Origin of the sequence: Methylosinus sp. LW3 (assembly GCF_000527115.1) — a bacterium.
Lineage (GTDB): Bacteria > Pseudomonadota > Alphaproteobacteria > Rhizobiales > Beijerinckiaceae > Methylosinus.
Map to the genome: position 1 here is coordinate 3,674,643 of NZ_AZUO01000001.1, position 26,403 is coordinate 3,701,045.

The 26,403-nt window shown below is 65.3% G+C and carries 23 protein-coding genes and 1 tRNA gene; 7 read left to right on the top strand and 17 right to left on the bottom strand.

Annotation, left to right across the window (positions count from 1 at the left end):
* Positions 1-403 precede the first annotated feature (403 nt).
* Both METLW3_RS0118460 and METLW3_RS0118465 read left to right on the top strand, forming a co-directional pair.
* Complete coding sequence (locus METLW3_RS0118460; protein WP_024881299.1) at positions 404-1,846, top strand: PepSY domain-containing protein; 1,443 nt, start codon at positions 404-406, stop codon at positions 1,844-1,846.
* Positions 1,847-1,952: 106 nt separating this feature from the next.
* Complete coding sequence (locus METLW3_RS0118465) at positions 1,953-2,990, top strand: cytochrome c peroxidase (protein WP_036309030.1); 1,038 nt, start codon at positions 1,953-1,955, stop codon at positions 2,988-2,990.
* A 60-nt stretch (positions 2,991-3,050) separates the two neighbouring features.
* Here the strand turns inward: METLW3_RS0118465 and METLW3_RS0118470 are convergent, their stop codons facing one another.
* Positions 3,051-3,416: a TIGR02300 family protein gene (locus METLW3_RS0118470; RefSeq protein WP_024881301.1), complete on the bottom strand. Its 366-nt coding sequence runs from the start codon at positions 3,414-3,416 to the stop codon at positions 3,051-3,053.
* A 239-nt stretch (positions 3,417-3,655) separates the two neighbouring features.
* On the opposite strand from METLW3_RS0118470, the gene METLW3_RS0118475 reads away from it, so the two are divergent.
* Positions 3,656-3,729, top strand: a tRNA-Gly gene (locus tag METLW3_RS0118475).
* Between the two features lie 38 nt (positions 3,730-3,767).
* Positions 3,768-3,974, top strand: a complete 207-nt coding sequence (locus METLW3_RS0118480) for an SEC-C metal-binding domain-containing protein (RefSeq protein WP_024881302.1) — start codon at positions 3,768-3,770, stop codon at positions 3,972-3,974.
* A 138-nt stretch (positions 3,975-4,112) separates the two neighbouring features.
* Here METLW3_RS0118480 and METLW3_RS0118485 read toward each other — a convergent pair whose 3' ends face one another.
* The 4 genes from METLW3_RS0118485 to METLW3_RS0118500 all read right to left on the bottom strand — a co-directional run bounded on the left by METLW3_RS0118485 (position 4,113) and on the right by METLW3_RS0118500 (position 9,409).
* Positions 4,113-6,425: a Tex family protein gene (locus tag METLW3_RS0118485; RefSeq protein ID WP_024881303.1), complete on the bottom strand. Its 2,313-nt coding sequence runs from the start codon at positions 6,423-6,425 to the stop codon at positions 4,113-4,115.
* A gap of 120 nt (positions 6,426-6,545) precedes the next feature.
* A complete protein-coding gene (locus METLW3_RS0118490; protein ID WP_024881304.1) occupies positions 6,546-8,072 on the bottom strand; it encodes a hypothetical protein in 1,527 nt (508 codons plus the stop codon).
* 6 nt (positions 8,073-8,078) lie between these two features.
* The gene (locus METLW3_RS0118495; protein ID WP_024881305.1) at positions 8,079-9,017 is read right to left on the bottom strand and encodes a glycosyltransferase family 2 protein; all 939 of its coding nucleotides are present in this window, start codon (positions 9,015-9,017) and stop codon (positions 8,079-8,081) included.
* On the bottom strand, positions 9,014-9,409 hold the full coding sequence (locus tag METLW3_RS0118500) for a GtrA family protein (RefSeq protein WP_024881306.1): 396 nt from the start codon (positions 9,407-9,409) through the stop codon (positions 9,014-9,016). The genes METLW3_RS0118495 and METLW3_RS0118500 overlap by 4 nt, the downstream gene beginning before the upstream one ends.
* A 757-nt stretch (positions 9,410-10,166) precedes the next feature.
* Here METLW3_RS0118500 and METLW3_RS0118515 point away from each other — a divergent pair.
* Positions 10,167-13,382 (top strand): helicase-related protein, encoded by a 3,216-nt coding sequence (locus tag METLW3_RS0118515; RefSeq protein ID WP_024881308.1) that lies wholly within the window; start codon positions 10,167-10,169, stop codon positions 13,380-13,382.
* A gap of 251 nt (positions 13,383-13,633) precedes the next feature.
* Positions 13,634-15,040 (top strand): mannose-1-phosphate guanylyltransferase/mannose-6-phosphate isomerase, encoded by a 1,407-nt coding sequence (locus tag METLW3_RS0118520; RefSeq protein WP_024881309.1) that lies wholly within the window; start codon positions 13,634-13,636, stop codon positions 15,038-15,040.
* Positions 15,041-15,080: 40 nt separating this feature from the next.
* On the opposite strand, the gene METLW3_RS0118525 is transcribed toward METLW3_RS0118520, so the two are convergent.
* The 12 genes from METLW3_RS0118525 to METLW3_RS0118580 all read right to left on the bottom strand — a co-directional run bounded on the left by METLW3_RS0118525 (position 15,081) and on the right by METLW3_RS0118580 (position 25,580).
* Positions 15,081-15,581 carry a hypothetical protein gene (locus METLW3_RS0118525; protein WP_024881310.1) on the bottom strand — a complete coding sequence of 167 codons (501 nt, stop codon included), beginning with the start codon at positions 15,579-15,581 and terminating at the stop codon, positions 15,081-15,083.
* 4 nt (positions 15,582-15,585) lie between these two features.
* The gene (locus METLW3_RS0118530; RefSeq protein WP_024881311.1) at positions 15,586-16,110 is read right to left on the bottom strand and encodes an SRPBCC family protein; all 525 of its coding nucleotides are present in this window, start codon (positions 16,108-16,110) and stop codon (positions 15,586-15,588) included.
* A complete protein-coding gene (locus METLW3_RS0118535) occupies positions 16,107-17,108 on the bottom strand; it encodes a vWA domain-containing protein (protein ID WP_051465457.1) in 1,002 nt (333 codons plus the stop codon). Before METLW3_RS0118535 ends, METLW3_RS0118530 begins: the two co-directional genes overlap by 4 nt.
* 10 nt (positions 17,109-17,118) lie before the next feature.
* On the bottom strand, positions 17,119-17,721 hold the full coding sequence (locus METLW3_RS0118540; RefSeq protein ID WP_024881313.1) for a hypothetical protein: 603 nt from the start codon (positions 17,719-17,721) through the stop codon (positions 17,119-17,121).
* Positions 17,718-18,749, bottom strand: a complete 1,032-nt coding sequence (locus tag METLW3_RS0118545; protein WP_024881314.1) for a vWA domain-containing protein — start codon at positions 18,747-18,749, stop codon at positions 17,718-17,720. Before METLW3_RS0118545 ends, METLW3_RS0118540 begins: the two co-directional genes overlap by 4 nt.
* Positions 18,746-19,654, bottom strand: coding sequence for a hypothetical protein (locus METLW3_RS0118550; RefSeq protein WP_024881315.1), 909 nt, complete (start codon positions 19,652-19,654; stop codon positions 18,746-18,748). Before METLW3_RS0118550 ends, METLW3_RS0118545 begins: the two co-directional genes overlap by 4 nt.
* 1 nt (position 19,655) lies before the next feature.
* A complete protein-coding gene (locus METLW3_RS0118555; protein WP_024881316.1) occupies positions 19,656-20,501 on the bottom strand; it encodes a DUF58 domain-containing protein in 846 nt (281 codons plus the stop codon).
* Between the two features lie 16 nt (positions 20,502-20,517).
* On the bottom strand, positions 20,518-21,549 hold the full coding sequence (locus METLW3_RS0118560) for a MoxR family ATPase (protein ID WP_024881317.1): 1,032 nt from the start codon (positions 21,547-21,549) through the stop codon (positions 20,518-20,520).
* Between the two features lie 157 nt (positions 21,550-21,706).
* Positions 21,707-21,958 (bottom strand): methanol dehydrogenase [cytochrome c] subunit, encoded by a 252-nt coding sequence (locus METLW3_RS0118565; protein WP_245267448.1) that lies wholly within the window; start codon positions 21,956-21,958, stop codon positions 21,707-21,709.
* 130 nt (positions 21,959-22,088) lie between these two features.
* On the bottom strand, positions 22,089-22,670 hold the full coding sequence (gene moxG, locus METLW3_RS0118570) for a cytochrome c(L), periplasmic (protein ID WP_024881319.1): 582 nt from the start codon (positions 22,668-22,670) through the stop codon (positions 22,089-22,091).
* A 31-nt stretch (positions 22,671-22,701) separates the two neighbouring features.
* A complete protein-coding gene (gene moxJ, locus METLW3_RS0118575; RefSeq protein ID WP_024881320.1) occupies positions 22,702-23,595 on the bottom strand; it encodes a methanol oxidation system protein MoxJ in 894 nt (297 codons plus the stop codon).
* 119 nt (positions 23,596-23,714) lie between these two features.
* Positions 23,715-25,580 (bottom strand): methanol/ethanol family PQQ-dependent dehydrogenase, encoded by a 1,866-nt coding sequence (locus tag METLW3_RS0118580; RefSeq protein WP_024881321.1) that lies wholly within the window; start codon positions 25,578-25,580, stop codon positions 23,715-23,717.
* 400 nt (positions 25,581-25,980) lie between these two features.
* On the opposite strand from METLW3_RS0118580, the gene METLW3_RS0118585 reads away from it, so the two are divergent.
* Positions 25,981-26,193 carry a hypothetical protein gene (locus METLW3_RS0118585; protein ID WP_024881322.1) on the top strand — a complete coding sequence of 71 codons (213 nt, stop codon included), beginning with the start codon at positions 25,981-25,983 and terminating at the stop codon, positions 26,191-26,193.
* Positions 26,194-26,403 lie beyond the last annotated feature (210 nt).

Here is a 26,403-nt window from a genome sequence, read left to right on the forward strand (position 1 = left end):
TCACCAGCTACGAATCCGCCGAGATCTGAACGGATTTCGCGCTCGCCGCTTCTGTCATGAAGCGGCCGAATTCAGCGAGCCGGTAGGAAGCCCGCTCTCCTCACGGAGGCGACCTTCTTACCGGCTCGTAATTTTTTGCGCGCCAGCGCCTGCCGCGGCAGGGCGCTCCTCGTCCCTGCCTACGCCATAATGCGCGAACGCTCGCGTCGGCCCCTCTCGCGCGACGTCCCCATTGACGTCTTCTAATGCGACGTCCCCTCATGCGCGATCTCGACAATCGCACGGAGCCGGCGTTACGCTCCCAATGAGACGGCCGAGCTTTTCATCGGCGAGCCATCGCATCGAAGTAAGAAAAGACACGACCGGCCCGCGGCGGGCGCCGGCGTCGTCGAGGAGGCCAAATATGAATATGATCGTCCGCAATCTCGTCGGATCGCAGGATGCGTCCGTCCGTTCCGCGGCCTATCGCACCATCTGGCGCTGGCATTTCTATGCGGGGCTATTCTGCCTACCCTTCGTCGTCGTGCTGTCGCTCAGCGGCGCGGTCTATCTCTTCAAGCCGCAAATCGACGCCTGGCTCGACCGGCCCTACGACCATATGGCGCTGAATGGCGCACCGCAATCGCTCGACGCGCAAGTGGCGGCGGCGCAGGCGGCCCTGCCCGACGCGCGGTTGACCGCGCTCGAGCTGCGCGCCGATCCAGCCGACGCCGCCCGCGTGACCTTCATGACCGGGCGCCGCGGCTCCGAAGATTTCGCGATCCAGCGCGTGCTGGTGCGTCCCGACACGCTGGAAATTCTCGCGGTTCAGGACGACAAATACCGCCCGTCACGGCTCGCCGGCGCCATTCATGGCGATCTGCTGCTGGGGACGCCCGGCCATGTGCTGCTGGAGCTCGCCGGCGCCTGGGCCATCGTCATGATCGTCAGCGGCCTCTATCTCTGGTGGCCGCGCGACGCGAAAGGCCTGGCCGGCGTCGCCTATCCGCGCCTCGCCGAGGGCGGCCGAATTTTCTGGCGCGACCTCCACGCCGTCACCGGTCTGTGGGTGTCGTTTTTCGCTCTGTTCCTGCTCGTCACGGCGCTGCCCTGGACATTGGTCTGGGGCGAGAGCTTCCGCTATGTGCGCAATATCGGCGAGACGATGCTCGTCCATCCCGATTGGACGACGGGGCCAGCCGACGCACGGGAGCAGCGCAAGGAACAATTCCAGCAAGCCGCGCCCGCGCCGAGCGAACATGCGGAGCACCATGCGCATCACGCCGCCGCCGGCGCCATGACCGCGACGCGCGTCGGTTTCGATCGAATCGCGCCGATCGCGGCCGGGCTCGGCCTCGCCGAGCCGGTGACGATCTCGCCGCCCGGACCGGAAGGCGCCGCTTGGAAGGTCCAATCGCGAACGCAGAACCGCCCGCTGCGCAGGACGATCGAATTCGACCCGGCGAGCTTCGAGCAATTGCGCGAGACGGGCTTCGCCACGTCTCCGCTCATCGACCGCATCTTCGGAATCGGCGTCGCCGCGCATGAGGGGCAGCTGTTCGGCTGGCTCAATCAGCTGCTCGGCCTGCTGACTGTCGTCGCCTATCTGCTGCTCGTGGTCTCTTCCGTCGTTTTATGGTGGCGGCGGCGCCCGCGCGGCGCCCTGGGCGCGCCGCCGGCCTTCTCGCCCGAGCCGCGCCTCGCGCCTTTCATGCTGAGCCTCATCCTCGCCCTCGGCCTCTTTCTGCCGACGCTCGGCCTATCTCTCCTCGCAGTGATCGCGGCGGAAACGGTCATCCGCCGCGCTTTTCCGAGCGCGAGCCGCTGGCTCGGATTGCGCCCGATCGGCGCCGCGCGCCAACCCTAGCTGCGAAGTATGATTTTATGAGAGCCGGGCTTGCCGGCTCTCATAAATCGATACAGGATGCGCCCGCCGGAGCCCCAGCTCCGACTACGAGAAACGGCGGACCATCATGACTTCCTACGTAAAAATTTCCGCGCTGGTCGGATTTGCGGCTGCGGGATTGTGCCTCGCCGCGACCGCTGTCGCGGCCGGCGCCGACGCCGCGCTCCTTTCCGACGCCAAGCGCATTTTCGCGCCTCTGCCGGCCGCGCCGAGCGCCAAAACGGATCAGGCCGAGCTCGGACGACGGCTGTTCTTCGAGACCAGAGTTTCCGCCGACGGCAATATCAGCTGCTCGCATTGCCATTTGCCGGACAAGCAGGGCGCCGATGGGCTGCCCAAATCCTTCGGCGTGCTCGGCAAGCTCAATCCGCGCAACGCGCCGACGATTTTCAACGCCGCGCTTCAGTTCAAGGCGCATTGGCGCGGCGATCGCGAGACGATCGAGGAGCAGGCCGAGAAATCGCCGACCGGCGCGGTGAGCTTCGGCAATCCCGATTTCGCGACGGTGATCGCCAAGCTGAAATCCATCCCTGGCTATACGGAGGCCTTCGCCAAGGCCTTCCCCGGCGAGGCCGACCCGGTGACGCAGAAAAACTGGGGCAAGGCGCTGGGCGTCTATGAGCGCACGCTGCCGCAGCCGACGCGCTTCGACGCTTATCTGAACGGCGACGCCAAGGCGCTGACCCCGGCCGAGCAGGCGGGCCTGCGCAAATTCGTCGATATCGGCTGCGCCGGCTGTCACGACGGCGTCGGCCTCGGCGGAACCGCATTCTCCAAATTCGGCGTCGTCGAGGACTATTGGAAGCAGACCGGCTCCAAGGACCCGGACAAGGGCCGCGCCGATGTGACCAAGAATGACGCGGACCTCTATGTCTTCAAGGTCCCGAGCCTGCGCAATGTCGCCAAGACCGGCCCCTATTTCCATGACGGCTCGGTGGCCGAGCTGCCGCAGGCGGTGCGCGTGATGGCCAAGGTCCAATTGGGCGCCGATCTCTCCGACAAGGATGTCGCGGCGATCACCGCTTTCCTCGGCGCGCTGACGCAGCCCGTGCCGGCCAACTACTCCGCGCTCACGCCTTTCCCGGACGAGCCGGCGAAAAAATAAATCGAATACAGCGCTCGAGAAAAAGCGGCGGCCCCGAAGCTCGGGGCCGCCGTTTTCGTCTCAACCTTCTTCATCCGTGTCGATGTCGCCGTCGATGAGGCCGGCGACGTCGTCGTCCTCCTCCTCCTCATTCTCGAGGAAGGTGTCGTCCTCCTCGGCCGCATCGTCGATCTCGACGTCCTCATCCACCTCGATCGATTCGGCCTTGTTCTCGGCGGCTTCCACCTCGTCGAGGGAGACGATCTCCGCGTCCTTCTCGCCCTCGGCCGCTTCGTCCGGATCGACATTGCGGGAGGCGATTCGCGACGTCACGATATGGAAAATCGCTCCGCACTTCGGGCAGACGACCGGATCCTTGTTCAGATCGAAAAATTTGACGCCACAAGACTGACATTGGCGCTTGGCGCCGAGTTCGGGTTTGGCCACGGTCCTTGCATCCTCGAGATAGAGCGGTGTGGGACCGCCCGTGGAGACTTTGGTCGGGCGCTCGGTTAGTTTGCCCTTGCCCGGCTGTCAAATGAGAAATCGAACGCGAGCCTGTCAAGCCGCACGCGCCGAAAAGCCCCGGTTTACACGCGAATCGCCGAAAATCGCGCCTTTGGCGCGGCGCCGGCCGCGCGAGGGCCATTGCCAAGCGCGGCGCGACTTGGCATATCTCCGTCACCGCGGGTGTAGCTCAATGGTAGAGCAGCAGCCTTCCAAGCTGAATACGAGGGTTCGATTCCCTTCACCCGCTCCAATGCTCACATTCCATCATAGGGGAGGCGGTCATGAAGTATGACAGCGATTTCGACGCCCCGGCGTGCTTTCGAGCCCACATCCAAGCGCCGCAAGGGCTTTAATTCGGAAACCAACGTCAAGCGCGGCCTGCGCTTTGTCCACGGCGACAAGGAGCTCGTCGAAAAGCTGGGCCGCGCGGACCCCTGCCCCTGCGGCTCCGGCCGTAGCTTTCAAGCGCTGCTGCATGAAGACGGGCCGGTATGACGGCGCGACGAGACATCACTACTTTCCGCGACTAGGCGAGAGTTTTTCCGGTTCAGATCGAACCGGAAAAACTCTAGGATTCCTTTATTCCGCCCGTGTTTTCGAGCGAAGCCGCTCCCGCTTCGCTCGAAACTCTAGCTAGCGGCCCTTCTGCGGCGTGCGCATCGCCGCCAGCAGCGCCTCGCCCAGCGCGCCTGCGCCCTTTTGCGGCTCCGGCTGGCGCATCTGGCGTGGGCTCGCGCCGCCGCCCTCGCGGCGCTGGCCGCCTGACGGGGCCTGGCGCTGATCGGGCGTGTCGTCGAGCCGCATGGTGAGCGAGATGCGCTTACGCGGCGCGTCGATCTCCAGCACCTTCACCTTGACGATATCGCCGGGCTTGGCCGCCTGCCGCGGGTCCTTGATGAAGGTCTTGGACATTGCGGAGATGTGGACGAGCCCGTCCTGATGCACGCCCACATCCACAAAGGCGCCGAAGGCCGCCACATTGGTGACGACGCCCTCGAGAATCATGCCGGGCTTCAGATCGGAAATCTTCTCGACGCCCTCCTGGAAGGTCGCGGTCTTGAAGGCGGGGCGCGGATCGCGGCCGGGCTTCTCCAGCTCGGCGAAAATATCGGTGACGGTTGGCAGGCCGAAGCTCTCGTCGACGAATTGCTTAGGGCTCAGCTTGCGCAGTTCCGTCGCATTGCCGATGAGCTGCTTTATGTCGGTCTTGGCGGCGGCGAGAATGCGCCGCACCACCGGATAGGCCTCCGGATGCACGCCGGAGCGATCGAGCGGATCCTCGCCATCGACGATGCGCAGGAAGCCCGCGCTCTGCTCGAAGGCCTTCGGGCCGAGGCGCGGCACTTTCTTCAGCGCGTCGCGCGTGCGGAACGGACCATTTGCGTCGCGATGCGCGACGATGTTGGAGGCCAGCAATTCGCCGACGCCCGACACGCGCGCGAGCAGCGGCGCGGAGGCGGTGTTGACGTCGACGCCGACGGCGTTCACGCAATCCTCGACGACGGCGTCGAGCGAGTGGGAGAGCTTCACCTCGGAGAGGTCGTGCTGATATTGGCCGACGCCGATCGCCTTGGGCTCGATTTTCACCAGCTCGGCGAGCGGGTCTTGCAGGCGGCGCGCGATCGACGCCGCGCCGCGCAGCGACACATCGAGATCGGGCAATTCGCGCGATGCGTATTCCGAGGCGGAATAGACAGACGCGCCCGCCTCCGACACGACGATCTTGGTGAGCTTCAGCTCCGGGAATTTCGACATCAGATCGCCGGCGAGCTTGTCGGTCTCGCGCGAGGCCGTGCCATTGCCGATGGCGATGAGCTCTATGCCGTGCTCGCGCGCGAGCTTTGCGAGAATGGAGAGCGATTCGTCCCAGCGCCGTTGCGGCTCATGCGGATAAATGGCAGTGGTCGCGACGATCTTGCCGGTCTTGTCGATGACGGCGACCTTGACGCCCGTGCGAAAGCCCGGATCGAGGCCGAGCGTCGCGCGCGCGCCGGCGGGCGCCGCGAGCAGAAGATCGCGCAAATTGGCGGCGAAGACGCGAATCGCCTCATCCTCCGCGAGACGCCACAGACGCGTGCGCAGATCGACGGAAAGATGCAGCTCGATCTTGGTGCGCCACGCCCAGCGCACAGTGTCCAAGAGCCAGCGATCTCCCGGACGGCCGCGATCGGCGATGACGAAACGCTGCGCGATCTGGCCCTCATAGCCGACGGCGCCTTCGCTCGGCTCGGGGAGCATCTCGAGATCGAGCATCTCCTCCTTCTCGCCGCGGAACATCGCCAATATGCGATGCGACGGAAGCTTGGTGAGCGGCTCGGAGAAATCGAAATAATCGGAGAATTTCGCGCCTGCAGCCTCCTTGCCGGCGCGCAGTTTCGATTTCATCAGGCCCTGCGTCCAGAAGGTCTCGCGCAGGCGGCCGATGAGATCCGCGTCTTCCGCGAATCTCTCGACGAGAATGGCGCGCGCGCCCTCGAGCGCGGCGGTGGCGTCGGCGACATTCTTCTCGGCGTTCACGAAAGGCTCGGCCTGCGCTTTCGGCTCACGCTCGGGATGGCCGAGCAGAGCTTCGGCGAGCGGCGCGAGGCCGGCCTCGATCGCGATCTGCGCCTTGGTGCGGCGCTTGGGCTTATAGGGAAGATAAATATCCTCGAGCCGCGCCTTATTGTCGGCGTCCATGATGGTCGCGCGCAGGGCGTCGTCCAGCTTTCCCTGCGCTTCGATGGAATCGAGAATCGCTTTGCGGCGGTCTTCCAATTCGCGCAAATAGCGCAGGCGCTCTTCCAGATGACGCAGCTGGATGTCGTCGAGCTGGCCCGTCGCCTCCTTGCGGTAGCGGGCGATGAAGGGCACGGTCGAACCTTGATCGAGCAGAGCGACCGCCGCCTCCACCTGCCAAGGTTTCGCGGAGAGCTCCGTGCTGATTCGTTCGACGATCGACGCCATGCGCTATCCCTGTCGGCTGTTCAAAGAGGCGCGTTTTTAGCGTTCGGCGCGGCGCCAAGTCAAAAGCCAAATGTGATGAGCGAAATTCTGTGGACATCCCAGGCGCGCCGCGCCGCAGCCTCATTTGCGCGAATCGGGCAGATGCGGATGCGTCGGCCAGCAGCTTCGCCGCTCGATCTCGAGCCGCGCTTCGCTCGCCGCGCCGAGCCAGGCCGGAAGCTTCTCGAGACGCGCGAGATAATTGGTCGGGAAGATGGAAGGATCGGTCTTGCGCCAGCTGGTCAAAAGATCGCAATCCGATATTGCGAAAGCGGGAGAGACCAGCGCGCGCTTGATCTCCATCGCCGGCGTCGCGGCGGCGACGATGACGATCGCCGATATTAGGGAAGCGAGACGGCCGCCGTCGCGCGGCGTCGACACAGCGACTCCCGCAAAGGCGAATGCGAGCAGGAAGAGCGCCGGCATGGAGGCGCGCATCGCGAGATCATTATTGGGGCCGAAGTAATAGAAGGGCAGCGCCAGCAGAACGACGACGGATGCGCCGATCAAAGCGCGATCGCTTTTCGCGATTGCGTCGCGTGCCGCGAGGAGGATCGCCGCCTGTGGAATTTCGACGAGAATGAAGGCGAGATAGAGGAGCGCGAATCCCGGCGTCGCGGCGAGCCAGCCGTGCTTGACCGATTCCGCGTCGACCGTCAGATAGAGCGCGATCGGCAGAAAGCAGAGGCCCGCTGCGGCCGCCGCTATATTGCGCCATGAGAAGAGCGCGTGGCGCAGACGCAGCGCGCAAAAGCCGATGAGCGGCGCGGCGCCGACCGCGGCGAGCGGCGACCACAGCAGCGACGCTGCGAAGAGAATGGCGAGAAGCGCGAGATCGATCTCCTCGCGCACGAGCAGCAGCAGCAGCAGCGCCGCCCACCAGCCCGGCAGCGCATGATTGGGAACCCAGAACAATTGCGTGACATGTGAGGAATATTGGATCGACGAATTCCACCATTCGAGATGGTCCGGCAATTCGAGCCCTTCGTGCAAGAGCTGCGGGAGAATGTCGAGCCCGCTGAACAGAATGAAGAGCGCGAGAAAGGGCGCCGCGCGCGCGCCGGCGAGCTTTGCGATGAAGTAGAGGCAGAGGCCGAGCAGCAGCGCATTTTGCGCCAGCATGGCAATATGCGCGCCGACGAGCCCCGCATAATGTCCGATCGCCGCGGGGAGGAGATACATGCCGAGCGGCGCGCGCAGCAGATAATCCTGCCCCTCATAGCGATAGAAGAGCGGAAAGCCCTGCCGCGTCAGATCGGAGAGAACGGCGTCGCGCACCAGCCAATCGAGATTGGCGTAGAAAAGATGCGTCTCGCCGCCGAGCAGCAGCAGAGCGACGGCGAGCGCGAGACAGGCGGTGAGAGTCTTCGTATCGATCGGCGCGGCGAGCAGGCCGTTCTGCTTCGGCCGAAAGGAGAAGAGGAGGAATGCCGCGAGCGCGCAGCCCGCGAGAATGGGCGTGGCGGCGATGGCGCGAAAGCCGAAGGCGAGCGCGGCGTTGGAGAGGAGAAAGACGAGAACGCCGAGCTGCAGCAGCAGCAGATTGCGCAGAGGCGCGCGCGTCCGCGCTGAGGCTTCGTCTTTCGCTAGCAGCGTCGTCGCGGTCATGTCGGCTCAGAAGTTGATGCGCTCGCGCTCGAACACCACCGGCTTGCGCCGCACCTGCGAATGTATGGCGAGAATATATTCGGCGAGCACGCCTATGGAGAAGAGCTGCACGCCGCCGAAGAAGAAGACGGCGACGATGATCGTCATCACGCCGGGCGGCGCCAGCTGGCGAAAGAAGACGAGCCCGAGCGCCAGGCTGACGAAAGCATAGGCGAGCGCCAGCCCCGCTATGCCGAAGCCGAGAAACAGCAGCAGGCGCAAAGGCGCCGGCGTGAAGGTGACGAGCCCGTTGAGGCCCTGATCGACGAGGCGCGGCAGATTATTGGAGGTGACGCCACGGCGACGCTCGACCCAGCGATAGGGAACGCCGACGGCGGTGAAGCCGCATTCGAATGTCATCATGCGCATGAAGGGATAGGAATCGTCTATGCTGCGCATCGCCTCCACGACCTTGCGATCGACGAGCTGAAAATCGCCGACGCCGGGCGGCAGCGTGAATTCCGAGAGGCCGGTGAGCATGCGGTAATAGAGGCCGCGCGCCATGCGCATGACGGCGCCCTCCTCGCGAATCTTGCGAATGCCATAGACGATCTCGTTTCCCGCCTCCCAGAGCTTCACGAATTGCGGCAGCAGCTCCGGCGGGTCTTGCAGATCGGCAGGCAGAAACAAGAGAACCACATCGCCGCTCGCGGCCATCACGCCATTGAAGTTGGAGCGCATCGGCCCGAAATTGCGCGCGTTGAAAATGACCTTCACGCAAGGATCGCTCGCGGCCAGATCGCGCAATATTTCGGCGCTGCGATCTTTGGAGGCGTTGTCGCAGAACACATGCTCGCGGCGATAATCTTTCAGCTCGCCCGCAAAGAGCGCGGCGACGCGCGCATGGCATTCGCGAATGTTCAGCTCTTCATTGTAGCAGGGCGTGACGATGGAGATGGTTTTCATGCGTCGCCCGCTCCCGTGCGGAAAACGAAGTCGCGATTGAGGAGATAGGACAGCGTCGCGAGCACGGGCGTCAGCGCCGCCTGCGCGAGCGCCGCCTCGGCGCCCAAATGCTCGAGCGCGCGCAAGGCCAGCGCGTCGACGATGAAGAGCGCGGCATAGACGGCGATGAAGCGGCCGAGAAAGCGCGGATCGGCGGAGCCGAAGACGAGGCGGCCGATCGAGAGAAAATTGAACAGAGCGCCGATCGCGGTGGAGACGCCGGCCGCGACAGTCGAATCCTGCGTGGCGCGCCAGACGAAATAGAAGATCGCATAGCCGAAGGCCGTGTTGAGGAGGCCGACGGCGAAGAATCGCAGCGCCCGCGGGCTCGGCGCGAGAACGAGCGCGGCCACGCTCGATCGGAAGTCACGCTTATTCTCTGCCAATGCTCTGTCCGTCCGCTGGGCCTCGCTGTCGCGGCGGATCATGGCTTACGAAAGGTTAACGCTCGGCTTACGCCGCAGCGCGTCGCGCGCTCGCGCGGCGTATCGCGTTAACCCTGCCGACGCCGCGCGAATCGCATTGGGGCGGCGCGCGAGCGCGCGACAGGCCGGGCGAGAAGCGCTCCGAGCGCTGCGAGCGCGCGCCGAAACGTCCGATTTCGAGACGAGGAGGTAAATGCGTCGCCGCGCTCGGCGCGCCGGGCAGGCGCGGAAGCGGCGCGAAATAGCGCGACGGCCGGGCGAAAGCCTCGAGTTCTCGAGGGAACGGCGCGACAACGCGGCGAGATCGCCGATTCGTGCCGGCTCCGTTCCGGCAAGATTCCAAAGCTTAACGCCGGCGTCGTCGGGCCGTCGCAATTCGCATGTTGACAGGAAGCCGCGGCGGAGTCCGCGCGCAGTCATGCGAGGCGCGTCGCGCAAGACTGCTGCAAAAGGCGAGATTTGGAAGCCATAGCGTTCGCAGGCGTGAGGACCAACCATATCTCGAGCGAACAGAGCGTGATTCGAAAAGCGTCGGCGATTCGGCCGCGATTCGTTCGACGCCTGTTCGAAGCGTAAAATAGCGCGATCTTCGCCGTTCCATTCCGGGACGATCGCCGCTATCGATTCGGGGAGCCGGGCTCGCGTCGGGGCTCGAGGTGAAATATAAAGAAAAATCATGAGCCCCATGCTCACCGCCAAAAAGCCGGCCGCGCCGGGCGTGCGACCGTCGACCGCCGGCGTCGCCGCCGTTCTGGGGCCGACCAACACCGGCAAGACGCACCACGCCATAGAGCGAATGCTCTCCTTTTCGACGGGCATGATCGGCCTGCCGCTGCGTCTTCTCGCGCGGGAGGTCTACACGCGCGTCGCCGAGCGGGTGGGGACGGAGAATGTCGCGCTCGTCACCGGCGAGGAGAAGATCAAGCCGCGCGCGCCCAGCTATTGGATCTCGACCGTCGAGGCCATGCCGCGCGATCTCGATGTGGATTTTGTCGCCGTGGACGAAATTCAGCTCGCCGCCGACCTCGACCGCGGCCATGTCTTCACCGATCGCCTGCTGCATTGGCGCGGGCGGCAGGAGACGCTGCTGATCGGCGCGGAAACCATGCGCTCCTTGATCGAGCGGCTGCTGCCGGGCGTTCCCATCTTCACGCGGCCGCGGCTGTCGCATCTCGCCTTCGCCGGCGAGCGCAAGCTGGCGCGGCTGCCGCCGCGCAGCGCCATCGTCGCCTTCTCGGCCGAGGACGTCTACGCCATCGCCGAATGGATCAAGCGTCAGCGCGGCGGCGCGGCGGTGGTGCTGGGCGCGCTCTCGCCGCGCACGCGCAACGCCCAGGTCGATCTGTTCCAGAATGGCGACGTCGATTACATCATCGCCACCGACGCCATAGGCATGGGCCTCAATCTCGATGTCGACCACATCGCCTTCGCCGCCGACCGCAAGTTCGACGGCTGGCGCCATCGCCGATTGACCGCGGCGGAAATGGGGCAGATCGCCGGCCGCGCCGGCCGCAACATGAATGACGGGACCTTCGGCAGCACCGGCCGCTGCCCGCCCTTCGACGAGCAGACGGTCGAGGCGCTGGAGAATCATTGGTTCGATCCGCTGGTCGCGCTGCAATGGCGCAATGGCGATCTCGATTTCGATTCGATCGAGGCGCTGGTCGAATCGCTGGAGCGCGCCTCACCCGACGAATGCCTGCTGCGGGCGCGGACCGCCGAGGATCAGATGGTGCTCGAGGTCGCCGCGCGCGACGAGACTGTGCAGCGCAACACAAAAACAATCGCAGATATTATGAGACTCTGGGATGTGTGCCAAATTCCAGATTATCGCAAGACCTCGCCGGCCGCTCATGCGGAGCTGGCGCTCGCCGTCCATGGCTTTGTGGTGCGCCGCGGATTGATCCCAGGCGATTGGTTCGCAAAGCAAATCTCCGCCGTGGACCGCATCGACGGCGACATTCACACACTGTCCGCAAGGCTCGCCCAGGTGCGCACCTGGACCTTCATCGCCAATCGTTCTGGCTGGCTCGAGAATCCAGAGCATTGGCAGAGCGTCGCGCGTCAGGTAGAGGACAGTCTGTCCGACGCGCTGCACGAACGCCTCACGCAGCGTTTCGTCGATCGCCGCACCAGTGTGCTGATGCGCCGCCTGAGAGAGAACGCGATGCTCGAAGCCGAAATCACTACTGCCGGCGACGTTATGGTCGAAGGTCAGCATGTCGGACAGTTGCAGGGATTTCGTTTCACGGCCGACCCACAGGCCACGGGCGAAGCGGCGAAGGCGCTGAACGCCGCCGCGCAGCGAGCGCTCGCCGGCGAGATAGAGGCGCGCGCCGCCCGCGTGTTCGACGCGGTGGACGACGCTTTTCTGCTCGGCAATGACGGGACCATCCGCTGGCTCGGCGAACCTGTCGGCAAGATCGCGCCCGGCGCCGCCGTGCTGACCCCGGTGGTCCGCCTGCTCGCCGACGAGCAATTGACCGGCGCGGCGCTGGAGAAAGTGCAGCAACGGCTCGATCTGTGGCTGGCCCAGCATATAAAGAAGCTGCTCGGCGCGCTGGAGGAGCTGGAGAAGGGCGAGGGGCTCGAGGGCGTTTCCCGCGGCATCGCCTTTCAGCTGGCCGAGGAGCTCGGCGTGTTGGAGCGCAGTCGCGTCGCGCGCGACATCAAGGCGCTCTCCCAGGAGGACCGCGCCGCCCTGCGCAAGAAGGGCGTGCGTTTCGGCGCCTATCACCTTTATCTGCCGCAGCTGCTGAAGCCGGCGCCGCGCTCGCTCGCCGCCCTGCTGTGGGGCCTGAAGCATGGCGGGCTCGACAATCTCAAGGGCCTCGAGGAGGTGCCGCATCTCGCCGCCTCCGGCCGCACCTCCTTCGCCGCCGATACGGCGATCTCCAAGGGCTTCTATCGCGCCGCCGGCTTCCGCGTCTGCGGCGAGCGCGTGGTGCGCGTCGATATATTGGAGCGCCTCGCCGATCTCATCCGCCCGGCGAGCGCCTATCGTCCCGGCGTAACCGCCGGCGATCCGCCCCCCGGCGCGGCCGATGGCGAGGGTTTCATCGTCACAGTGGCGATGACCTCGCTCACCGGCTGCGCGGGCGAGGCCTTCGCCTCCATTCTGCGCTCGCTCGGCTATCAATCAGCCGAGCGTCAGGGACCGGCGATCACCGTGCCGCTGCTGGCCAAGGCGGCGACCGAGCCGCTCGCGCCGGTTCTGGCTGTGGCCGAGGAAAGCAGCGAATCGGCCGCCGAGCCGGCTGAGGCGCTCGAGCCTGTCGCGGAGGCAGAGGAGGTTCCGTCGCCGGTCGTCGAAGAGGCGGCCGTAGAGGAGGCGCCCATCGAAGCGGGTCCCGCGCCGCAAGAGCCGGACGCCGTCGCGGCCGAGACGGAAGCGACTGAGACAGAAGCGACTGAGACGGAAACGACCGAGGCGAGCGCCGAGCCGGTTGCGACCGAGCCGGCGCCGATCGAGATTTGGACCTTGCAGCGCCATGCGCCCCAGGCGCCGCGCCGGCGTCACGGCGGCGGCGCTCCGGGCCAGGAGGAAGGCCGCGCCGCGCGGCCGGCCGGCGAGCGCCCCCGTGGCCCGCGACCGGGCCAAGGGCCAGGTCAGGGCCATGGCCAGGGCGGTGGCCGGCGGCCCGAGCAAGGCGAAGGCGAGCATTCCGAGCATCGGCCGCGGCCCGACGCCCGCAAGGAGAGCGGCTTCCGCTCCGGCGGCAAGCCGCGGAGCGACGGACCGCGCGGCGACAGTCGCCCGCCGCGGGACGACCGCCGCCGCGGCAATGGGAGCTTTTCCACGCCGGAAAGACGGGAGAAAGAGCGCCTGCCCGATCCTGATTCGCCCTTCGCCAAGCTGCTGGCGCTGAAGGCCGAGCTCGAAAAAAAGGGCAAGAGCTGAATTTCGCCTCAAATAGCTGGTGACGTCCGAACCGTTCCGAAGCGACCGCCGAATCGCTCGAAACGATTGCGGCGGCTTGCCAAATCCAGGTCGTTCGGCCTATTGCTGACGTGATCTTTGGCGCATTGGCGCAGCCTATGCTATCGGGCCTCGTCGACCCCGACATGCGGGCCGTGGGCGAGATCCGGTCCACGCCGTCGTCTCGTAAGGAGCGCGGCGTTGGACGACGGCCTTCCACCGAAAGGCGATACATGACGAAGATACTTCCTGTCATAATGTGCGGCGGGGCAGGCACGCGCGTATGGCCCGAATCGCGGGAGACGCTCCCGAAACAATTCATTCCGCTCGTCGGCGAGCTGTCGACCTTCCAGACGACTATTCAGACGCTGTCGGACGAGGCGTTCGACAAGCCCGTCATCATCTCCAACGCCGATTATCGCTTCCTCGTCACCGATCAGCTGCGCGCCATCGGCGCCTCGGCCGATGTCGTCCTCGAGCCCACCCGGCGTGATTCGGCCGCCGCGGTCGCCGTCGCCGCCGGCGTCGCCGCGCGCCGCTCGCCGCAGACCATCGTCGTCGTGCTCGCCGCCGATCATGTGGTGCGCGACCCACGAGGCCTCGTCGCTCTGTGCAAGAAAGCGGCTGCCGCCGCCGCGGACGGCTATATCGTCACGCTCGGCGTCAAGCCCGACAATCCGGCCACCGGCTATGGCTATATTCGCACCGGCGACCGCATCGCCGGCGACGTTTTCAACCTCGAGGCCTTCGTCGAAAAGCCCGATCGCGAGACCGCGCAGCGCTATATCGACGCCGGCTATTTGTGGAACAGCGGCAATTTCATCTTCCGCGCCGATGTGATGCAGGCGGAGATCGCACAATTCGAGCCGGCGATCGCCGATGCGGCGGAAAAGGCGATCGACGCCGGCCGCAGCGATCTCGATTTTCTGGTGCTGGACGCCGAATCTTTCGCGCGCGCCCCCAAGACCTCCATCGATTACGCCGTGATGGAGAAGACGCGCAAGGCCGCGGTGATCGAGGCCGACATAGGCTGGTCGGACGTCGGCAATTGGCGCGCCGTCTGGGAGCTGACCGAGCGCGACGAACAGGGCAATTCGGTGCGCGGCAATGGCGTCGTGCGCGATTCGCGCAATGTGCATGTGCGCTCGGACGAGACGCTGACGACCGTCGTCGGCGTCGACGATGTCATTGTGGTGACGACGCCGGATGCGGTGCTGGTGCTGGGTCACGAGCATGGCGACAATGTCAAGCAGCTCGTCGATCAATTGAAGCGCGAGAACCGCCGCGAGGCGGGCGAGCACAAGCGCATCTTCCGCCCCTGGGGCTTCTACCAATCGGTCGATTCCGGCGATCGGCATCAGGTGAAGCGCATTGTGGTGAAGCCGGGCGCGCGCCTGTCGCTGCAGAAGCATTTTCATCGCGCCGAGCATTGGATCGTCGTCAAGGGCACGGCCGAAGTCGGCCGCGACGAGGAGACGCTGCTCGTCCATGAGAACGAGTCGGTCTATCTGCCGATCGGCTGCATTCATCGCCTGAGCAATCCGGGCAAGATCGACCTCGAGATCATCGAGGTGCAGACCGGCTCCTATCTCGGCGAGGACGATATCGTGCGCCTGCAGGACGTCTACAACCGCGGCTGACGCGGTTCGCCAATAGGCGAGCCTTTCGAGGCTCGCCTATTTATTGCCCGCGATTCTGCACGCTATAGCGCTCCGACAAATCGGCGAGCGCCGATTCCCGCGTCGCGCCCTGCTTGCGCAGATTGAAATAATGCTGGCAGAGATCGCCGAAGGTCTGCTTGCTTCCCGTCGCCGCCGCGACGCGTGCGAGGCTCTCGATCGATTGCGCCTCGTCTTCCGCCACGCCGATCTCAGAAAGCATGTCGCCGAGCTGTGCGGCGCGATTGGCGAGCATGCGCGGCGCTTCCAGAAAATGCGCGCCGCCGATATCCAGCGCCGCTTGCAATCGCGCCACCCTGCCCTCTTCCACCGGCCCGCCGCCGCTCTTGCGCGCCGCCAGCCAATAGGCGGGATCGACGCGATCGATCGGCGTCAGCCATTTCGGCAGCTCGTCCTTGCGCTTCACTTCCACGGCCGTGCGCTGCTGCGGAGCCGTGTCCCCGCAGGCGTAGAGCAGCGCCGCGAGCGTCGCGCAGAGGGCGGCGAGACGCGGCGCTCTCATGCCGTCACTTGCCTTGCAGCTTTTTGGCGAGGCCTTGCAGCCCATCCTTCAGGAATGTGGTCATCGCCTCGCGCGCGGCGTCGTCATTGAGATTGTCCGGCGGCTCATTGCTGGTGTCGCCGCGATAGAGGCGACCATACCATTGCACCTCGCTGCCGCCGCCCGCCGCCGGCTTCACCGCCAAAGTCGCCGAATAGGAGCTGATCGGCAGAGCGTCGAGATTGGCGTCCGACATGCGATAGCTGAGCTTCATCTGCTGCGGATCAAATTCGTCGAGGCTCTCGATGACGACGCCGCCCTTGCGCAGCGTGATCTCGCGCACCGCGCCATTGGCGTCGCCGCCGGTCGCCTTCACGCTGGCGACATCGGGATGCCAGTCGAGCGCGCCGAAATGGCCGACGAGCGCCCAGACCGCCTTGGGATCGGCGGCGACGGTGATCTTCTCATCGACCTTGATCGGCGTCGGGCCATGCGCCAGCGCCGGCGCGATAGACAAAAGCAAGGCCAAGAGGGCGATTTTCGGTTTCACTCTATTCTCCTCGAGCGTGTGGTTGCGAGACGGGAATGGCGTCGCCGCGTGAAAATCTCCGCGAGCGGGACGATGAGATAGAGGCTGGCGAAGCCGACGAGCGCGGCCGCGGCGAAAGCGGGGCGCAGATCGAAAGGCGCGAGGCTCGGCCGCGGCCGCGCGACGGCGAGCAGCGCGCTCGCGAGCCCATCCGGCTTCTCCAAATGGGCGTAACCGAGGCCCGTGGTCTCGGCGAGCTGGCGCAGATAGGGCTCGCGCACGCTGGAGAGATGCTCCGTGCCGGCGCGCATCTCTCCGCCGAATGGCGCATTGCGCGGATTATAGCCCTCGCGCTGCTCGGCGTCCGGCGGCGGCAGGCCGAAGCGGCTCTCATGCGGCACCTCGTCCACGCCGAAAAAACCGGTCTCGCGGCCCCGATCGTCGAATTTCGGAATGGGCGCGGGCTCATAGCCGCCGGCGCCGAGGATGAGCCCCGATATCTCGCCGCGCTGGCCATCGAAAACCGGCGCGCCATAGGTCGGCAGCGGCGGCGCCTCCTGGCCATCGGTGATGAAGAGGAGATCGGCGCCGGTGCGTCGCGCCATCTCGACCGCGCGGAACAGGCCGGCGGAGATGCGGCTGTCGCCCTCCCAGGCCATGCGCCAGTCGAGCGTGCCGATCGCGGCGTCGAGGGCGGCGAAATTCTCGCAGACGTCTATGGGCTCGAACAGAAGAAAGGGCTCGCGCTCGGTGAAGATGGCGAGGCCGACGCGCGAGGGACAGGGAAGATCGGCGACGAGCCGCCGCAAGGCCTGCTTGGCGAATTCGATGCGGCTGGCCGGCGCGCCGTCCAGAGAATAATCGCGCGTGTTCATGCTGCCGGTGATGTCGAGCGTCGCCAGCACATCGGCGCCATTGCGAACCACCTCGGCGCGCGGAAACGCAAAGGCGGCCACCAGCATCGCCAGAGCGAAGGCGAGCGAGAGAAAGCGCGCATCGCGCAAGCGGGCGATCATCATCGTCGGCCTGTCATGGCAGCCCCTTGGGCGCGCCGGGAATATCGGTCCAGATTTTCTTGGGGTCCGCGGGCAGCTCGTCGCCGCCTGAATGCTCGAGCTGCGGATTGTCGCGCACCAGGCGCGCGGCGACGTCGAGATTATATTTCGCGTCCCAGAATTCCGGCCGATATTGCAATGCGCGACGATATTCGCGACGCGCCAGCTCGACGAAGGGACCCGCCGGCTCGAGCTGGCCGCGCTCCAGGAGATCGAAGGCGTGGCGCAGCAAGGCGTTGCCGAGATCATAATGGGCGGTGGCGGAAAGCTCGTCGCGGCCGGCGGCGCCCAGCGGCTCCAGCAGCGCGCGCGCCTTGTCGAATTCCTCGCGCTCGGCCAGAAATTCGATGCGCGCAGCGATGAGCTCGGGCGCAGAAGCAGAATCGGTCTCTATATCTCGCCCCGCGGCGAGCGCGCCGATCGCGGCATTGTCGACGCGCACGCGCCATGCGGCGATGGCGTTTTGCAGCGCCCCGGCGAGCGCCGCGGCGAGCAAAGCGAGAAGAAGCGTCGAACGCCAGCGCGCCAAGAAGCGCGCGAGCGTCTGCAAAAATTGCGCGCGGAGGGCTTCGCTCATGCGGCCCTCTTCGCGAATTGCGGCGACGCGCCTGCGCGCGCCGTCTGCTTCAGACGCGTCTCGGCGAATTTGGCGACGACCAGCACGGACGTCGCGAAGGCGGCGACGATGAGACTCCGGTCCGTCAGGTCCTTGCGCGGAATGCGCTCGACATAGCGAAACGGGCGACGTTCGAGCCGGTCGATCTCCGCTATGGCGTCGGCCACAGCAGCGGGGCCTTCCGCCTCGAAAGCGCGATAGCCGATGCCGAGCGATTTGAAGAAGAGATCGAGATGGCGCTCCGGCAAGGCCTGCGGCGTGTCCAGCTCGCCGGCGTCCGGCTGGTCGCTTATCCCTTTGGCGCCGCTCGTGCGCAGAAACAGCCAATAGAGATTGGGCCTGATCTTGCGAAAATCGGCGCGTAGCTGATCTTGAATGCGTGGGTCGATGACGGCTGCGCCGTCCGAGACGAGCAATATCACGCGCGATTCGATCTCGCCGCCCGCGGGAAATTGCGAGAGCGCCATTGCGAGGCCGCGACCGATATTCGTGTAGCCGAGGCCCGGCCGGTCGATCGCCTGAATCGCGGCGCGCACCGCCGCGCGATGATTGGTCATCGGCATGACCATAATCGGCGAGGTGGAGAAGGCGGTGACGCCGAAGAGATCATGCGCCCGCCGGTCGACGAAATCCGTCATGAATCGCTTGGCGGCGGAAGCTTTCGACTCCTCGCCGCCGGCCGGCGTGCGGCCGGCGAATGTCTCGTTCATGCTCGCGCTGCGATCGATCAGGATCGAGATTTCCGCGCCTTCGCCATTGCGCTGAATGGCGCGGCCTTCGCGAAAAGGCCCGGCGACGGCGAGCGTGCTCGCGCCGATGGCGAGACTGGCCAAGAGGCGCAGCGCCCATGCGACGAGGGTCGAGAGCGCATCCTGCGGCGCGGCGGAGACGGAAGATATGGGCGATAGCCGCAATGGCGAGAAGAGCAGCGGCGCGAGCGCCAGCGGCAGCAGGAAAAGCGCGAGCGGAGAGGCGAGGCCGAAGCTCATCCCGCGCTCCTCTCCAACGCCGCCAATGTTTTCGCCAGCGCGAGCAGCTCTGTCGCCGCAAGATCGCCGCCCGCATCGGCGACGCCGAAGAAAAGCGCGCGCGAGCTGTTGAAGAAGCGGCCGAGCGCCTCTTTCACCGATGCGAATTCCGCATGGCTGGACAGAAAGGCGTCGAGGTCCTCGGCGAAGATGCGGCGGCCGGCGGCTTCGTCGATCGCGCGATGCAATGCGAGCATCGCCGCGCGGCGCGACGCCTCGCCATCGCCCTTCGTCAGAGCGGCGATGCGACGCGCGGCGGCCGCGAAGACGCGCGCGCGGCGACGATGAAACGGCGGCCAGCCACGATCATGCGCGACCAGCGCCAACCCGCCGAATGCGAGCGCGGCGAATATGCCTGCGCGCGCCGCCGGAGTCGTTGCGTCGCCTTGCTCGACGCCGCGGTCCGCGCGCATGTAATCGGTGGGATTGTCGCGGCGCGCCGGCAGCACCTCGCGCAAGGGCGAGACGCCGATCGTCCAGGCGGGCGCGCGCGCGATCTCGCTCTCGCCCTCGCGCAGAAAGCGCAGAGGAAAAGGCGGGATTTGCAGATTGCGTACATCTAGCGCGACATAGAAGAGCTGATAGACGAGCTCTATGTCCCAGCGTGTGAGCCCGTCGCCGATGGGCTGCTCGCGAACATGGACGTCGCGCAGATCGAGCCAATAATCGAGCGCGCCGGGGCGTGGCAGCGACGCCGTCTGCAAGCGGGAGGCGGAATCGGCGATGATCTCGAGCCGCGCATTCACCAGATCGCCGACGAAGAAGCCGAAGCTGCGATCGGCGTAGAGACGCACGGATTTCACTTCCGCCGCAGCGGGCGCGGCCAGCGCGAGAAGAAGCGAAAGAGCGAAGAGCGCTGCGCGCATGTCACAGCCCGAGCAGATGACGCGACAGCGCGTCGGCGTCGAAAGAGTCGCTCATGACGAAAGGCGGGCGTCCATGCGCGAGCGCGAGACGACGCAGCGCGTCGCGCCGCTCGGCCTCGCGCGCGAGCCAGCGGCGACGCAGGCTCGGGCGCATGAAGACGAGCCGCCGCGCGCCGCTCTCGAGATCGTCGAGCTCGACGAGGCCGAAGTGCGGAAGATCGCGCTCTTCCGTGGAATCCGCGACGAGAATAGGCGCGAGATCATGCTGCGCGAGCAGGCTGAAAAGGCGCGTCGCAAAGTCGCGCGGCCAGTGGAAATCGGAGATGAGCAGGACGAGCTTGCGACGCCCGGCGATGAGGCCAGCGGCTTCCGTCAGCGCCTTCGCCGAGGCGCCGCGCGGCGCGGCGTCGCGCAAGCGCTCGGCCGCTGCGACCGCGGCGCCCCGCGCGCGCGTCGCCGGCAGCAGAAGATCATTGCGCACTGACTCGTCGCAGGCGATGACGCCGAAACGGTCGCCGATGCGCGTCGCCGAAAAGGCGAGCGCCGCGCAGAGATCGGCGACGATATCGAGACGGCGCGCCGCGCCGTGAAAGCCCATGGACGCGGAAAGATCGACCAGCGCATAGACGTCGATGGCGTTGCGCTGCTCGAAGCGACGCACATGAGTCTCGCCGGTCGGGTCGCGCATGGTCGCGCGAATGTCGATACGGCGCGCATCGGGAAATTGAATGAAGCGCGCGTGATCGCGAAACACGCCTATGCCGCCGACATCGACGCCGCCATGCGCGCCGACCGAGCCGTTGGAGACGCGGCCGCGTGGACGATAGGCGAGGTCGAAGCGCTGCATCGTCACGCCTCGCGTCTCAAGGCGCCGGGACCGTCGCGAAAGCGGCGCGGCACAGATCGCGGACAATGTCGTCGCCGCGCATCGCATAGATCGGATCGACGAAGATGCGATGCGCCATCGTCTCGAGGAAGATTTCGCGAATATCCTCCGGCGTCAGCGCGTCGCGCCCTTCGAGCCAGGCGCGCACGCGCGCCGCGCGCACGAGAAAGGCGAGGCCACGCGGGCTCGCGCCGCCGCGCACAAGGCCGCGCATCTCGACATCCGGCAGAGAGACGCCCGCGGCGTAGGGATCGAGCAGCGCATCCCAGAGCTTGGCGACATAGGCCTCGAGCGTCTCGCTGGCGTGGACGCGGTTCTGGATGAGCTCGGCGACAGAGGCCAGCGCGCGATAATCGAAGACGGGCTCGCCGATTTCATCGAGCAGGCGATCGACGTCGTGAAAGCGAGGATCGAAGATCAGCGCGCGGCGCGCCGCCGCGTCGGTCGGCGTCCTCATGGATATCTCCATGAGAAAGCGGTCGCGCGCCGCGGCGGGCAGCTCGAATGTCTCCTCCCGCTCGACGAGATTGCGATCGGCGAACACTTGCAGCGCGGGAAAGAAATAGTCGCGATCGAAGGCGGTGACGCTGCGCTCCGCCATCAGCCGCAGCAGCAGCGAATGCACTTGCGGACGCGCGCGATTGATCTCGTTGAAGAAGAAGATGGAGAGATCTTCCGCGTGACGCAGCACCGGGCCGGGCTCGACGCGCGGGCGGCCGTCGTCGGCGAGATAGGTGTGATAGAGGAGGTCGCTCGGCATGAGATCGACCGTGCCCTCTATGCGCGAGAAGGCGCCGCCGAGCGCGCGTGCGACAGCGCGCAGAAGCGTCGTCTTGCCGACGCCTACATCGCCTTCCAGCAGCACATGGCCGCGTGCGAAAATGGCGATGGTCACCAAGCGGATGACGCGATTCTGGCCGAGGACGACGCGCGCGACGCGCGTCTCGAATTCCTGCGCCTTGGCGCGCCAATCGGCCAAGACGGCGTCGGTTTCGGCGGTGTCTGTCACGCTGAACAGGTCCAACAATCTCGTCGGAAGAGAGGACGTTGCGGCCACGATCCCGGGAAGGGGTCCGACGCGTTGTTGTCGAATAACGCCGGACCCGGATCGTGGCCGCATGACGACCGTCCCCGGGGGCGCGGGGACGGCATTCTCGCGCGTGCGCTTACGGAATTTTGGTCACGTCGTAGACGAACGCGCCCGTCTTCTTGAAGTGCTCGGCGCGCTTCTTGTTGCGCTCTTCCATGGCCGCTACGGCGGACTGGTTCTTGGCGAGCTCCTTCGGATCGTGCTTGGGATCGTATTTGGAGCCGGCGACCTTATCCGGAAAGCCGGGCTTGGGCTCCCAGCAATCGCCGGGGGCCTTGCATTTGGTGCCGTCATAGGCCGAGGCCGCGCCGATAGCAGCCGCGTTCATGACGAACGCAACGCCGACGGCCGCCGCAATCTTCAAAACTCCCATCGTGCCTTCCTCCAATTTATGCGCGGCTCTCGCCGCGGCCGCCGCGCCGCTCACGCGTGCGCGACTTTCATTTTCCCGACGTCTTTCATTTTCCCGAGGTCTTGCACTGACCGGGCGGATCGTCGGGGAATGTCTCGTGTCCGGGATAGGGCTTGTATTTCGCGCGCTGCTCCGGCGTCAGCCAGGTCGCTCCGGCAACGGGATCTTTATAGAGATGGCGGACCCAGGCCATGACCTTCAGCATTTCGTCGAGCTGAAGATTGGCGTATTGCGGCCCCATGGACGCCTGAGCGCCGCCGAAGATCGTCGAGAAAAATCCTTCGTCGGTCGCGTTCTGCGGATAGGTCCAATAGGAGTCGTTGAGGCCGGGGCCGATCTTGCCTTCGCCCAAATGGCCGTGGCAACCAGAGCAGGCGGAGAGAAAGAGCTGCTCTCCCTGCTTCAGACAGCTCACATCCTCATTGTAAGGATTGACGCCCGTCTGCATGAATTTCTTCACGCCGGGCGTATCCTTGCCCTCGGGAAGCGCGTCGTCGAAGTTCAGCACTTCGCCGGTGATCGTGTTGCGAAAGGTGATGCCCGCATTCTGCGCGATCGCCGAGAGGGCGATCAGGCTGGCGAAGGCGCCGCCGATCAGGACACAGGCCTTTTTCTTGCTCGATTTCATTTTTGTCGGTCTCTTCGATATTCGCCAAGCGTCAGTGCGCTGCGACCGGATTGACGATGGGCAGAAGCGGAACGCCTTCCGCCGTGAGGATTTGGTCGATCTTCGGCTTGGCGCGATCGAGGCCCGCATTCACTTGCGCGAGCAGTTCCTTGTCCGAAAGGCGCACGCCGACCGATTGGTCATAGTGCTGCCCGATCTTCTGTCCGTCGCTGCGCTTGGAATCGTCGTCGATCAGCGTCATGCGCAGAGGCGTCGGCGAGGATTTGACGAAACGCGCCACATCGGGCGCAAAGGCGGACGCCAGCTCGGCGTTGCCGCTCGCCACCTCGCCGATCATGCGCGCAGGGTCGATCTGCGTATATTGATTGCGCGGCGAACGAAAATTCACCAGCGAATAGAGATAGGCCATGTCGTTCTCATATTCGCCGATCTCCTTCAGCATCACCTCGGCCGGAGAGCCGAATGGCACGGCGATGTGGTTGAAGGATTTGATGCGCGGATCGGACCAGGATTTGAGATCGAGATTCTTCTCGGCCTTGGTCACGAACACATAGCCGGTGCGGAAATAGGGCTTGCTCGTCGCGACGCGCGGATCGCCCGTGTCCAGTCCGATGACGACGTCGCACTGATTCTTGTCGAGATAATCCCTCACGAGATAAATCGCCGGCTTCGACGACCAGACGAATTCCGCCTTGCGGCCCATCGCCTCGGCGAGCGCGACGGCGATGCGGTTCTCGAGGCCGGATTCGTCCTTGAGGGAGAGCGGCGACTGCGCTTCCGAAGCGCAGATGCGCAATGTGTCGGCCTTGCTCGCAGAAGCGGCGGCCGAAGGCTTCGTCTCTTGCGCGAGAGCGCCGGCGACGCCGGTCAGCAGCGCCAGAGCGAGTCCGGAGGCGACGAGACGCGGAGAGGTGATACGCGACATGGGAGCGATCCGATCAGTTTGCATGTGTGGCGATGCCGCCCGGACGCGCTTCTTGCATCCGGGCGGCGCGCTGTGTCGGTCGCGAACAGGGGAGGACGCGGCCGACGACTGCCGATGGATCAGTGGGCCTTATATTCGCCGAGGTTCACGTCGTCGTAAGGACCCTTGCCGTTCAGCGAGAAGACCATCACGCCGCCGCCCATCTGCGTGTAATTGGCGAGCTGCTTGAACGCGCCCACCGCGCCGAGGCCAGCGGTCGGATCCTGCAGATCGAACACGAGGCCCACTCCCGGCCAACCGCCGACGCCGTAGAGAATGGCGACGTATTCGGTGCCCTTGTGGTTGTAGACGATCGGATAGCCGAGCACGCCGGAGGGAAGCTTGAACTTCCAGAGCAGCTCGCCATTATCGCTGTTGCGGGCCTTGATGAAGCCGTCGAGCGTTCCGTAGAACACGATGTTGCCGGCCGTGGCGGTGGTGCCGCCCCAAACCGCGAAGCGCTCGAACTTCTCCCATTTGAACTGGCCGGTGATCGAGTTGTAGGCCTTGATCTGGCCGAGGCCTTCGCCCTTCTGACGATCGCCCTTCGGGCCGGGATACATGTTCAGCGTCGCGCCGACGAAGAACTGACCCGCGCGATAGGGAAGCATGAAGGGCTCCCAATCCATGCAGATGTGGTTCACGCCGAGGAAGAACAGCTGCTTGGTCGGATCGTAGGAATCATGGCCCTGATTGTGATAGCCCATGGCGGAAGGACAAATATCCTTGCCGAGATGGTCCATGCGCGTGCCATACTCCGGATCGCGAACCGGCAGGCCGCTCTTCAGATCGACCGTCTTGAAGACGTTGACCGTGTCGTCGATCTTATCCGCGGAGATGAGATCGCCATTGGTGCGGTCGAGCGTGTAGACGATGCCGTTGCGGTCCGGATGCGTCAGGAGCTTGCGCTCCTTGCCTTCCTTGTCCTTCTGCTCGGTGAGCAGCATGAAGTTCACGCCAGCGAAGTCCCACTCGTCATGCGGGGTCTTCTGATAGCCGAACTTCGCTTCGCCCGTATCGATGTCGCGGCCGAAGATGGTCATCGTCCATTTATTATCGCCCGGACGCATCGTCTCGTTCCACGGCGCCGGATTGCCCGAGCCGTAGTAGAAGAGATTCGTGCCCGGATCATAAGCGTACCAGCCCCAATTGGTGCCGCCGCCGATCTTCCAGGCGTCGCCTTCCCAGGTCGAAGTGCCGAGGCCCTTCTGGCCGTAATGGGGGTTCTTGCTGTTGAAGTCCTTGCCCAGCAGCACGTCCTCGTCCGGACCGGTCGCGTAAGCGCGCCAGGACTGCTCGCCCGTGTGGACGTCATAGGCCGTCACATAGCCGCGCACGCCGAGCTCGGCGCCGGAGGAGCCGACGAGAACCTTATCCTTCACGACATAGGGAGCGATGGTGAGCGTGGAGCCGACCTTATAGTCGGAATTCTCCATCTTCCACACCAGCTCGCCGGTCTTGGCGTTGAGCGCCTCGATATGACCATCGAGCAGCGTCTTCAGGATGAGCGGCGGGGTCTTGGAGTCGCCCGGCCAATAGGCCAGACCGCGGTTGACGAGATCGCAGCAGGCCACCGCGCGGGCGGCCGCATTCTGCTTCGGCTTGTCCTGCCAGAGGATGCGGGTCGGATCGTCCAGATCGAGCGCGAAAGTGTTGTTCGGGAAAGACGTGTGAATATACATCTTGCCGTCGACGACGAGCGGCGCGCCCTCGTGGCCGTTGAGCAGGCCGGTCGAGAAGGTCCAGGCGACCTTCAGATCCTTGACGTTGCTCGTGTTGATCTGCGTCAGAGTGCTGTAATTGTCCGAATGATAGTTCTTACCGGGCATCACCCAGTTGTCTTCGCTCTTGGAGAGCTGGTCGAGCTTGTCGTTGGCCGAAGCGACGCCGATCGGCGCCACCGTCAGCACGGCGAGCAGCGATACCGAATTCAGTAGTTTCCTCATCGACGAGTCCTCCTGCAACAGCCATCGCCCGGCGGATCGCAGAGCGGAATGGAGATGTCGCCTCGTGAAGCATCGGCTCGCGATCTCTCGAGCCATGTCTTTGTTTGTCGGCCATCGTCCTCGACGTCGTCGCAACGTTATCGGCGCGAAAAAGCGGAGAGCGGGGCCGGCGAGATATAGGTTTTCGGCCGCGCCTCTGTCTGTATGATTTGTCGGTAATCTGACACGGGAAGAATCGGCATGAGCGCCGAGCCTTCCTCACGACCCCTCGGGTGAGACGTCCTGCTCACGCCGCAGTCGCGCCGTGATGTCGCCAAACTGGCGTCGCCTCAATCGAAGCCGTAGCAGCGGCCGCCGCCCGGCGGCTCGGGATGGCGAGCGGGTCACGGGAAGGGTCGAAATGGAAAGCCTCGTCTGGCTGACGGATATCGATCGAGCGGACGAGCCGCTGCAGGTGGCCATCGAGGCGAGCTCGCCGACGACGCTTCGCGTCCTGGTTCCGAACACGGTGGTCCGTTTCGAATTGCGACGCCACGGCGACGGCCGGCCTTATGAGGGCGCGCTGGGCGGGCGCTATTTTCTCTTCGACCCCGCGCCTGCGACGCCCAAATAGGGCTCGCGGACCTTCGGGAAAAATTGCCGGATAGGCGCGAGCTTCGCGGGCGGCGAAAAAAACATCGCGCGCGGCCCTGCGCTGAAGCTCGTGATCTATCTCCTTCTGCGCATGCAGGCTCGCGTGCGGATTGACAATGATGTGACGTTCGCGGCGCGCGCTGCAATCGAAACGTCGTTCATGTGTCACGAAACGGCAGCACGCGGCGCC